Origin of the sequence: Mesorhizobium sp. M7A.F.Ca.US.014.04.1.1 (assembly GCF_003998745.1) — a bacterium.
GTDB lineage: Bacteria > Pseudomonadota > Alphaproteobacteria > Rhizobiales > Rhizobiaceae > Mesorhizobium > Mesorhizobium ciceri.
Genome location: NZ_RZRW01000183.1, coordinates 1 through 10,023 on the forward strand (window position 1 = coordinate 1; position 10,023 = coordinate 10,023).

Sequence of the window (10,023 nt, forward strand, 5' to 3'; positions counted from 1 at the left end):
GTTTGGCGCCGCCCCTCATCCGTCACTTCGTGACACCTTCTCCCCGTTGAACGGGGAGAAGGAAGGATCACTTCGCCGCGCAGAGCTTGTCGCGGCTGGTCGACATCGCGGCTGCCGCCGAGAAGCCGTAGGGCTCGATGATCTTGGCGAACTCGCCCGATTTCTTCATCTTGGCCAGTTCCACATCGAAGGCGTCGCGCAGTGCCTCGTCGCCCTTCTTGAAAGCGGCGCCGTCGCAATAGACCGGTGCGCCCTGCACCGGAGCGATGACTTCGAGGTTCGGATCGTTGGCCTTCTTGACCAGATCATTGATCGACAGGACGGGCAGCGAATAAGCGTCGATGCGGCCATCCTGGAGCATCTTCACGCCGCTCTGGCCATCCGGCACGACGATGACGCGATCGCGTGGCACGCCGGCATTGAGCGCGAGCTTCTCCTCGGTGCCGCCGCCCGGCGCGCCGATGGTCGCAGTCGTATCCTTGGCGACATCCTCATAGCTCTTGAAACCCTTTGGATTGCCTTTCTTCACCAGCATCGCCTCGGCGTCGCACAGCACGGGTTCCGAATAGGCGACCGCAGCACAGCGCTCCGGCTTCATGAACAGGCCGGCGGTGACGACATCGAAGCGACCGGCCTGCAGGCCGGGGATCATGGCGCCATATTCGGAGATCGAAGCGGCAACGTCGGCGACGCCGAGCCGCTTGAATATCTCGCGGGCCACATCAGGCGCGGCACCCGAAACCTTGCCGTCGGCGGCGACCGCCGTATAGGGCGGCTCGTTGGCGATGGCGAGGCGGGCGAAACCTTGCGCCTTGAGCTGCTCGAGCTTGCTGTCATCGGCCGAACCGGGGATCGAGGCGGCCAGCACCGCCGTCAGTGCAAGACCGGCAACGCCGGCCAGAATGCCAAGTTTGTTCATTGTTCCCAACTCCTTGTTTCTTGTCTTGCTTTGTTGCATGGCGGCCCTCGCCGCCTCGGGACGACTTCGTCGCCCTGGGCATTGCGGTCAGACCCGATGTCCGGCCGCGATGATCTTCTTCAGGAAACCTTGCGTGCGCTCCTGCTTGGGATTGCGGAAAATCTCGTCCGGTTTGCCTTCTTCGACGATCCTGCCGCGATCGAAGAACAGCACCCGGTCGGCGAAATCATGGGCAAAGCCCATCTCGTGGGTGACCAGCAGCATGGTCATGTCGGTCTCGGCGGCGAGCTTGCGCATGACGTTCATCACCTCCTCGACCAGCTCTGGATCGAGCGCCGACGTCACCTCGTCGAACAGCATGATCTTCGGCGACAGCGCCAGCGCCCGAGCGATCGCCACGCGTTGCTTCTGTCCACCGGACAGCTGCGCCGGCATGTTCTTGGCCTTGTCGGCCATGCCGACCATTTCGAGCAGTTCCATCGCCCGCTTTTCGACGGCGGCACGCGGCGTGCCCTTGGTCAGCATCGGCGCCAGCGTGACATTGTCCATGACGCACTTGTGCGGAAACAGGTTGAACAGCTGGAACACCATGCCGATCTTCTGGCGCATCCTTGTCAGATGCCGCTCATCGGCGGGCAACAGCTGGCCATTGCGCTCCATGTGATAGAGCTGCTCGCCGTCGATCTGGATATGACCGCCATCGATGCGCTCCAGCGTCATCAGGATGCGCAGGATCGTCGTCTTGCCCGAACCCGATGGGCCGATCAGTGCCAGCTTCTCGCCGGGCATGACTTGCATCGACAGGCCGTCCAGCACCTTGAAGCTGCCGAAGCTTTTCGAGATGCTGTCGATCTTGATGATGGGCGCTGGTGCGGACAAATGTATTTCCCCGTGCTGGAGAAGCCTATGCCCCTTAACGATGCGGAACGCGCCAAATCATGTCAATTGGGAAAATAATATCATGACAATTATTCTGATTCCCCACAATTTCCGGGCAAACCGGACCTAGATTGCGAGCAGCAGATGCTCCGGATCGCCAAGCAGCAGCTTGGTGACAACGCCGAGGCCGGCGCGCAGTTCCCCCTCGGTGGTCGAACCCAGCGAGATACGCACCGCCGGGTGCCAGGGCGCACCCGAAATACGGAAGGATGTTCCGGGCGCGATAGCCACGCCTTGCAGGCGGGCCTGGGCGACAAAGCTTTCCTCGGCACGGTCCGCGGGCAGTTGAAGCCAGACATGCAGCCCGTCTCGCCGGGCGCGATAGTCGACCCCCGCCAGCACCTGCGCTGCAATATCCTGCCGGCGCCGCAAAGCCGCGCGCTGCCAGTGGACAAGCTCCATCGCCGTGCCGTCGGTCACCCATTTGGTGGCGATCTCGGCCACCAGCGGCGTCGCCATCCAGTTCGAAACCAGATGCCGGTTGGCGACGGCGGCGACGTAGCGGTCGGGTGCGGCCAGATAGCCGATGCGCAGGCCGGGCACGGTGATCTTGGTGAAGGAGGTGACGTAGAGCGTGCGCTCCGGCTCGAACGCGGCAACCGGCGGCGGCCGGTCTTCGACCAGCGGACCCAGCACATCGTTCTCGATGATGGCGATATCGTGCTTGCGCGCGACCGCGGCGATCTCTTCTCGCCGCCGCGCATCCATCAGCGTCGCCGTCGGATTGATGACCGAGGGCTGCACGAAGACCGCGCGGATGTCGGAAAGCCGGCAGGCCTCGTCCAGCGCTTCCGGAATCAGGCCGTTGTCGTCGATCGGCAGGCCTTCCAGGTTGAAGCCGAGATAGCGTGCCAACGGCACCAGCGTATGGTGGCCGATCGCCTCCGTGGCGACCGTAGAGCCCGGCGGCGCGACGCTCATCAGCGCCACTGTCATGCCGGCGGTGGCGCCGTTGGTCAGGCTGACGTTCTGCGGCGATGCATCGAGGCCGCACAGTCTCAACCATTCGACGGCGACGGCGCGGTGGCGGGGAAACACCATGTTGGGCCCGAACGAAAGTGCTGAACTCGACGGCAGGTTCTCAGCCAGCCATCCCAGTGCCTGCTTCAGCCGCTCAAGATGCATCGGCTCGCAGACCGGTTTCAGGATCGAAAGGTCGATGACTTCACCGAGCCGCTCCGGCAGATAGGGCGGCTCGGGCTCGCGGCGCTGCGTCTGGACGAAGCTGCCGCGGCCGATCTCGCCCGAAATCAGGCCGCGCCGGATCAGTTCCTCATAGGCGCGGCTGACCGTCTGCACCGAAAGCTTGAGGTCGTCGGCCAGCCTGCGATGGGTCGGCAACCGCGCGCCATTGGCAAGGCGTCCGTCATGGATGGCGCGCGCGAACTGGTCGGCCAGCGACTGATAGGCCGGCCGCCGGATAAGCGCGGGATCGGGTTGCCACAATGTCATGACTTATTAGAGATCGAAATCAGTGCAATTGACAATCGAAATAATGCGCCGTCATGGTACTCGGACGAAAAAGTGAGCCCTGATGACATCAGCGAAACTCGACCCGATCGACCTGAAAATCCTCGACGCCATCCAGCGCGACGGACGCATCACCAAGCTGGCGCTGGCCGAGCAGGTCGGCCTGTCTCCGACGCCGTGCTGGATGCGGTTGCGCAAGCTGGAAAAGGCCGGCATCGTCTCGGGCTATCACGCCAGGATCGCCATGCGCGTCGTGGCACCCGTTGCCACCGTGCTGATGGAGGTGACGCTGGCAAACCACCGCCAGGCCGATTTCGACCGCTTCGAGCGCGTTATACGCGATGTTCCCGAGATCGTCGCCTGCTGGTCTGTCGGCGGCGGCGTCGACTATCTGTTGAAAGTAATGGCGCGCGACATCGACGCCTATCAGCGGCTGGTCGATGGCTTGCTGGACCGCGAGATCGGCATCGATCGTTACTTCACCTACATCGTCATCAAGACCGTGAAGGACGAGGTGGCGCTGCCCATCGCAGAGCTTTTGCCGGCGTCGTCATAGGAGCGGAGAGATTCTCTCGCCGGGCAACCCGATAGAGAGAGTCTCTCTACGTCAGGACTTCCAAACAGCCTCTCTATCTGCATCGGGCGGATAGTCTTCCCTTATCAGTCCGAACCGGGAGGCTTTGACCATGTCCGCGCATTTCGCCCGCTCGCATCGCCATGAAGCGCTCGACGGCCTCGCCGACCGCCGGCTGCTGCGCGAACTGGCCTATGTCGATGGCCACTGGACCGCAAGCGAGGCTGCCGAAAGCTTCGAGGTCACCGATCCGGCCACCGGCACGACCGTCGCTTTCGTCGCCGCGCTCGATGGCCGGCAGACGACAAAGGCGATCGATGCCGCGGCGCGCGCCTTCCCGGCCTGGCGGGCGCTGTTGCCGCAGGAGCGCTCGAAAATTTTACGAAAATGGTTCGAGCTGATCGTCGGCGCCAAGGATGATCTGGCTCTGCTGATGACGCTTGAACAGGGCAAGCCTCTGCAGGAATCGCTGGGCGAGATCGACTACGCCGCCTCCTTCGTCGAATGGTATGCCGAAGAAGCAAAACGCCCGAACGCCGAGAGCGTCACCAGCCATCTGCCGAACGCCGAGATGATGGTGCGGCGCGAGCCGCTCGGCGTCGTCGGCGTTGTCACGCCGTGGAATTTTCCGTCGGCCATGCTGACCCGTAAGGCGGCCGCCGCCCTTGCCGCCGGCTGCACCATCGTCGCGCATCCGTCCTCGGAAACGCCGCTGTCGGCGCTGGCGCTGGCCGAACTCGGCGAACGCGCCGGCCTGCCCGTGGGCGTCTTCAACATCGTCACCGGCAAGGCTTCGACGATCGTCGGCCGGATGTGCGAAGATCCGCGCGTGCGTGCCATGAGCTTCACCGGCTCGACCGAGATCGGCCGGCTGATCGCCGCCCAGAGCGCGCCGACCATGAAGCGGCTGGTGATGGAGCTTGGCGGTCATGCCCCGCTGATCGTCTTTGCCGATGCAGATCTGGACAAAGCGGTTGATATCGCCATCGACGCCAAATTCGCCACGTCGGGCCAGGACTGCCTCGCCGCCAACCGCATCTACGTCCAGCGTCCGATCTACGATCGGTTCTGCGCCGCCTTCGCCAAGCGCATCGAGACGCTGCGGACCGGCAATGGCCTAGCCGAGAAGATCGACATCGGGCCGCTGATGCATGAGCGCGCCATCAAGAAGGTGGAGGAACAGGTCGCCGATGCCATCGCTCACGGCGCGCGCTGCCTCACCGGGGGCAAACGGCACCAGGCCGGCCCGCTGTTCTACCAGCCGACGCTGCTGGCCGATGTCAGTGACGAAGCGCTGATCATGCGCGAGGAGACGTTTGGCCCGGTTGCCGCCGTGACGCCGTTCGACAGCGAGGATGACGTGATTGCCCGCGCCAACGCCACCGAGTATGGCCTCGTCGCCTATGTCGTGACCGAGAATGGTGGCCGGCAGCAGCGCATGGGCCGCGCGCTCGACTACGGCATGGTCGCCATCAACCGCGTCAAGATCACCGGCGCGCCGATCCCGTTCGGCGGCGTCAAGCAATCGGGCATCGGGCGCGAAGGCTCGCGCCACGGGCTCGAAGCCTTCACCGATCTGAAGTATCTCTGTCTGGACGTCGCCTAGGTTCGTCCTGCCATCCCTCAAGGAGTTAAAAAATGCTCGACCAGTCCAACGAACTCGCCGCCTGGGATCGCGACCACTTCTTCCATCCCTCGACCCATATGGGCACGCACGCGCGGGGCGAAAGCCCGACACGCATCATGGCCGGCGGTGAAGGCGTCACCGTGTGGGACAACAATGGCAGGAAGAGCCTCGATGCCTTCGCCGGGCTCTATTGCGTCAATGTCGGCTACGGCCGCCAGAAGATCGCTGACGCCATCGCCGCCCAGGCGAAGAACCTCGCCTATTACCACGCCTATGTCGGCCACGGTACCGAGGCCTCGATCACGCTGGCCAAGATGATCATCGATCGCGCGCCGCAGGGCATGTCGCGGGTCTATTTCGGCCTCTCCGGTTCGGATGCCAACGAAACCAACATCAAGCTGATCTGGTACTACAACAACGTGCTCGGCCGGCCGGAGAAGAAGAAGATCATTTCGCGCTGGCGCGGCTATCACGGCTCGGGCGTGATGACGGGATCGCTGACCGGGCTCGACCTGTTCCACAACGCCTTCGACCTGCCGCGCGCGCCGATCCTGCACACCGAGGCACCCTACTACTTCCGCCGCGCCGACCGTTCGATGAGCGAGGAGCAGTTTTCGCAGCATTGTGCCGACAAGCTCGAGGAGATGATCCTGGCCGAAGGCCCGGAAACCGTCGCTGCCTTCATCGGCGAGCCGATCCTCGGCACTGGCGGCATCGTGCCGCCGCCGGCCGGCTATTGGGAAAAGATCCAGGCGGTGTTGAAGAAGTACGACGTGCTTCTGGTCGCCGACGAAGTGGTGACGGGCTTCGGCCGACTGGGCACCATGTTCGGCTCCGACCATTACGGCATCAAGCCGGACCTGATCACCATCGCCAAGGGCCTGACCTCGGCCTATGCGCCGCTGTCGGGCGTCATCGTCGCCGACAAGATGTGGCAGGTGCTGGTTGAGGGCTCCGACAAGCTCGGTTCGCTCGGCCATGGCTGGACCTATTCGGCACATCCGATCTGCGTTGCCGCCGGCGTCGCCAATCTCGAGCTGATCGACGAGATGGATCTTGTGACAAATGCCAAGGAGACCGGCGCCTATTTCCGCGCCGAGCTGGCCAAGGCGGTCGGCGGCCACAAGAATGTCGGTGACGTCCGCGGCGACGGCATGCTGGCAGCGGTGGAATTCGTTGCCGACAAGGACGACCGGGTGTTCTTCGACGCTTCGCAGAAGATCGGACCGCAGGTGGCGACAGCGCTTGCCGCAAGCGGCGTCATCGGCCGCGCCATGCCGCAGGGCGACATTCTTGGCTTCGCGCCGCCGCTCTGCCTGACCCGCGAGGAAGCCGACATCGTCGTGTCGAAGACCGCCGATGCGGTCAAGAGCGTGTTTGCCAATCTCTGAGATCGACTATGAATGCCATGACCAGAACCCTCCCCGCCACCATGGCCGCCGTGCTGCTTGTCGGGCACGGCGGGCCGGAAAAACTCGTCTACCGCAGCGATGTGAAAGTGCCCGCGCCTGCGCCAGGTGAAGTGCTGGTCAAGGTCAGCGCTTGCGGCATGAACAACACCGATGTCTGGGTGCGCCAGGGCGCCTATGGCACGGAGGAGGACGCTGCCGCCGTGTCGACATGGCGGCGCCAGGGCAACACGCTTGTTTTCCCGCGCATCCAGGGCACCGACACCGTCGGTACCATCGCCGCCGTCGGCGAAGGCGTGTCGCCGGAGCGTATCGGCGAACGGGTGATGGTCGATTTCTCCATCTACAATCGCGACGACGATTCGCTCGCCGACATCGACTATATGGGCCATGGCCGCGACGGCGGCTACGCCGAATACCAGGCCGTGCCGGCCGAGAATACGCATGTCGTCGATACCGACATGAGCGACGTCGAACTCGCCACCTTCTGCTGCGCTTACCTGACCGGCGAACAGATGCTGGAGCGCGCCGGCTTGAAGGCCGGCGAGCGCGTGCTGGTCACCGGCGCCTCGGGCGGCGTCGGTTCCGGCATCGTGCAACTGGCACGGGCGCGCGGCGCCATTCCCTATGCCGTCGTCGGCAAGGGCAAGGAACAGGCGGTGCTGGACATCGGCGCCGAGGCGGTCATCACCCGTGGCGTCGCAGACCTGCCGCAAGCCGTGATTGAAGCGACCGGCGGCCAACCGATCGACGTGGTGGCCGACCTGGTCGGCGGCGCGATCTTCAACGACCTCTTGCGTATTCTCAGGCCCGAAGGCCGCTACACGACCGCCGGCGCGATTGCCGGTCCGGTCGTGCAACTCGATCTCAGGACCATGTATCTCAAGCAGTTGCAGTTGCATGGTTCGAGCCAGGGCACGCGCGCGGATTTCCGTCGCATCGTTGGTTACATCGAGGCGAAGAAAATCCGGCCGCTGGTCGGTGGCGTCTACAAGCTCTCCGATTTCCACCATGCGCAGGCGGATTTCATTGCCAAGGATTTCGTCGGCAAGCTGGTGGTGGTGCCGGATGCCATGTGGGGTTCGGCTGGCTGAACACTCTATGCCTCAACCCTGCTGGGCCGCCCTCAACAGCATGCCGAACAGGTCGCGCGGTTCGTCGGGGTCGGCCAGCATGTCGAGTTCCTGGTAGAGGCCGGTCGACTTCAGCTGATCCCTGACATAGCGCAGCGCCGAAAAATCCTCGATGGCGAAGCCGACCGAATCGAACAGCGTGATCTGGCCGGAATCGCGCCGGCCTTGCACGGCGCCTGACATCACCTGCCACAACTCGATCACCTCATGATCCGGCGCAAGCTGCTGGATCTCGCCCTCGATGCGGGTCTGCGGCGGGTATTCGACGAAGATGTCTGAGCGCAGCAGGATATCGCGATGCAATTCGGTCTTGCCGGGACAGTCGCCGCCGACCGCGTTGATGTGCACGCCGGAGCCGACCATGTTGTCTGTGAGGATGGTGGCGTACTGCTTGTCGGCGGTGACGGTGGTGATGATGTCAGCCCCCTCGACCGCCTCCTGCGCGGTGCCGCAGGCGACCATGTCGAAGCCGAGACCGGCGAGATTACGGATGCATTTTTCGGTGGCCGAGCGGTCGATATCGTAAAGCCTCAGCCTGTCGACGCCGAGCAGCGCCTTGAAGGCCACCGCCTGGAATTCGGCCTGGGCGCCGTTGCCGATCAGCGCCATGCAGCTGGAGCCGGCCGGCGCCAGGTACTTGGCGGCCAGAGCCGACATCGCCGCCGTGCGCAGCGCCGTCAGGATGGTCATTTCGGACAGCAATACCGGGTAGCCATTGTGGACGTCGGCGAGCATGCCGAAGGCGGTCACGGTCTGGCGTCCCTCGCGCATGTTCTTGGGATGGCCGTTGACATATTTGAAGCCGTAGACTTCGCCGTCGCTGGTCGGCATCAGTTCGATGATACCCTCGGCGCTGTGCGAGGCGACGCGCGGCGTCTTGTCGAACAGCTCCCAGCGGCGGAAATCATTCTCGATGTAGCCGGCGAGTTCGACGAGGAAGCGTTCGACGCCGATCTTCAGCACCAGCTTCATCATATGATCGACGCTGACGAAGGGCACGATGTTGAGATTGGGGATCATTTTTTCTTATCCTTGCCGCATGCAGGCGCTCAGTCCTGGCGATGCGCGTTGTGTGCCTTCATCATTGTTGCCAGCGCCGGATCGTTTTGCTCCAGCACCCTGATGGCTCCGCCTGTGTCGTAGAGGCGCTCATCCTGGCCCATCTTGAACTTGGCTTCGAGCCGCCCGATCGGCAGGTCAAACCCTATGATACCAGGTATGCGCCGCTCCATGCCGCCTGGTCCGAGCTCACGCATGCCCCAGCGATCGTCGCGATCCTTCTCCAGCACGTCGACAAGCTGCAGGAGATGCCGGGCGGTGCCGTGATCGTCGAGCGGCACCGGATGCCCATGACAATGCACGACGGCAAAGTTCCAGGTCGGCGCGCTGTCGCGCACCGGATTGCGCGGATACCAGGACGGCGAGATGTAGCCATGCGGGCTGTGGAAGACAGTGATCGTCTCCCTGCCTTCGCTGATCAAGGTGCTGTGCGGATTGGCCCGGGCGAGATGCGAGATCAGCGTTCCGTTTTCACCCCGCGCGCGATCGAGCACGAAGGGAAGATGAGAGACGACAAGGCCCTGCGGTCCCGCTGTCACCACCGTGGCAAAGGCCGCGGCCTCGATCAGGCCGAACACCTCGTCGCGCGACAGTGGCGCGAACTCGGGCTTGGTATACATCAGGTCAGCTTCGCTGGGCGCGAACCGCCGGGATCAGGCCTTGCGGGCGAACCAGCAGCACGGCGATGACGCCCGACAGCACGATGGCGTCGCGATAGGGCGCGATCGCTCCCGGCAATGTCGCTTGCAGCAGCACCTCGATGATGCCGAGCAGGAAGCCGCCGGCGACAGCACCGGGCAAGCTGCCGAGCCCGCCGACGACGGCGGCGATAAACGCCTTCAGCACCGGCGTGAAACCCATCAGCGGGTCGACCGAGGCACGCTGCGCCGCCC

General features: G+C 63.9%; 9 protein-coding genes and 1 pseudogene. 4 read left to right on the forward strand and 6 right to left on the reverse strand.

Annotation, left to right across the window (positions count from 1 at the left end):
- Positions 1-67 precede the first annotated feature (67 nt).
- The 3 genes from ehuB to EOA22_RS14460 form a co-directional block, all read right to left on the reverse strand.
- Entirely contained in the window at positions 68-919 is an 852-nt protein-coding gene (gene ehuB / locus EOA22_RS14450) for an ectoine/hydroxyectoine ABC transporter substrate-binding protein EhuB (RefSeq protein ID WP_013530327.1), read from the reverse strand.
- A gap of 87 nt (positions 920-1,006) precedes the next feature.
- Positions 1,007-1,798 (reverse strand): ectoine/hydroxyectoine ABC transporter ATP-binding protein EhuA, encoded by a 792-nt coding sequence (gene ehuA, locus EOA22_RS14455; RefSeq protein ID WP_063170119.1) that lies wholly within the window; start codon positions 1,796-1,798, stop codon positions 1,007-1,009.
- A gap of 126 nt (positions 1,799-1,924) precedes the next feature.
- Entirely contained in the window at positions 1,925-3,310 is a 1,386-nt protein-coding gene (locus EOA22_RS14460; RefSeq protein WP_127390045.1) for a PLP-dependent aminotransferase family protein, read from the reverse strand.
- A gap of 82 nt (positions 3,311-3,392) precedes the next feature.
- On the opposite strand from EOA22_RS14460, the gene EOA22_RS14465 reads away from it, so the two are divergent.
- The 4 genes from EOA22_RS14465 to EOA22_RS14480 all read left to right on the forward strand — a co-directional run bounded on the left by EOA22_RS14465 (position 3,393) and on the right by EOA22_RS14480 (position 8,032).
- Positions 3,393-3,884 carry an Lrp/AsnC family transcriptional regulator gene (locus EOA22_RS14465; protein ID WP_013530324.1) on the forward strand — a complete coding sequence of 164 codons (492 nt, stop codon included), beginning with the start codon at positions 3,393-3,395 and terminating at the stop codon, positions 3,882-3,884.
- 130 nt (positions 3,885-4,014) lie between these two features.
- Positions 4,015-5,508 (forward strand): NAD-dependent succinate-semialdehyde dehydrogenase, encoded by a 1,494-nt coding sequence (locus EOA22_RS14470; RefSeq protein WP_063170118.1) that lies wholly within the window; start codon positions 4,015-4,017, stop codon positions 5,506-5,508.
- A 32-nt stretch (positions 5,509-5,540) separates the two neighbouring features.
- Positions 5,541-6,920 (forward strand): aspartate aminotransferase family protein, encoded by a 1,380-nt coding sequence (locus EOA22_RS14475; RefSeq protein WP_063170117.1) that lies wholly within the window; start codon positions 5,541-5,543, stop codon positions 6,918-6,920.
- Positions 6,921-6,928: 8 nt separating this feature from the next.
- Entirely contained in the window at positions 6,929-8,032 is a 1,104-nt protein-coding gene (locus EOA22_RS14480; RefSeq protein WP_063170116.1) for an alcohol dehydrogenase family protein, read from the forward strand.
- 12 nt (positions 8,033-8,044) lie between these two features.
- On the opposite strand, the gene EOA22_RS14485 is transcribed toward EOA22_RS14480, so the two are convergent.
- The 3 genes and pseudogenes from EOA22_RS14485 to EOA22_RS14495 all read right to left on the reverse strand — a co-directional run.
- Positions 8,045-9,091, reverse strand: a complete 1,047-nt coding sequence (locus tag EOA22_RS14485; RefSeq protein WP_063170115.1) for an ornithine cyclodeaminase — start codon at positions 9,089-9,091, stop codon at positions 8,045-8,047.
- A gap of 29 nt (positions 9,092-9,120) precedes the next feature.
- Positions 9,121-9,750, reverse strand: coding sequence for an FMN-binding negative transcriptional regulator (locus EOA22_RS14490; protein ID WP_063170114.1), 630 nt, complete (start codon positions 9,748-9,750; stop codon positions 9,121-9,123).
- A 4-nt stretch (positions 9,751-9,754) separates the two neighbouring features.
- Positions 9,755-10,023, reverse strand: a pseudogene (locus tag EOA22_RS14495) (branched-chain amino acid ABC transporter permease); the annotation flags it as partial.

Coding starts and splice junctions, on each gene's coding strand:
- EOA22_RS14490 (WP_063170114.1), bottom strand. CDS start 9,750: ATGTATACCAAGCCCGAGTTCGCGCCACTGTCGCGCGACGAGGTGTTC.
- EOA22_RS14485 (WP_063170115.1), bottom strand. CDS start 9,091: ATGATCCCCAATCTCAACATCGTGCCCTTCGTCAGCGTCGATCATATG.
- EOA22_RS14470 (WP_063170118.1), top strand. CDS start 4,015: ATGTCCGCGCATTTCGCCCGCTCGCATCGCCATGAAGCGCTCGACGGC.
- EOA22_RS14475 (WP_063170117.1), top strand. CDS start 5,541: ATGCTCGACCAGTCCAACGAACTCGCCGCCTGGGATCGCGACCACTTC.
- ehuB (WP_013530327.1), bottom strand. CDS start 919: ATGAACAAACTTGGCATTCTGGCCGGCGTTGCCGGTCTTGCACTGACG.
- EOA22_RS14460 (WP_127390045.1), bottom strand. CDS start 3,310: ATGACATTGTGGCAACCCGATCCCGCGCTTATCCGGCGGCCGGCCTAT.
- EOA22_RS14480 (WP_063170116.1), top strand. CDS start 6,929: ATGAATGCCATGACCAGAACCCTCCCCGCCACCATGGCCGCCGTGCTG.
- EOA22_RS14465 (WP_013530324.1), top strand. CDS start 3,393: ATGACATCAGCGAAACTCGACCCGATCGACCTGAAAATCCTCGACGCC.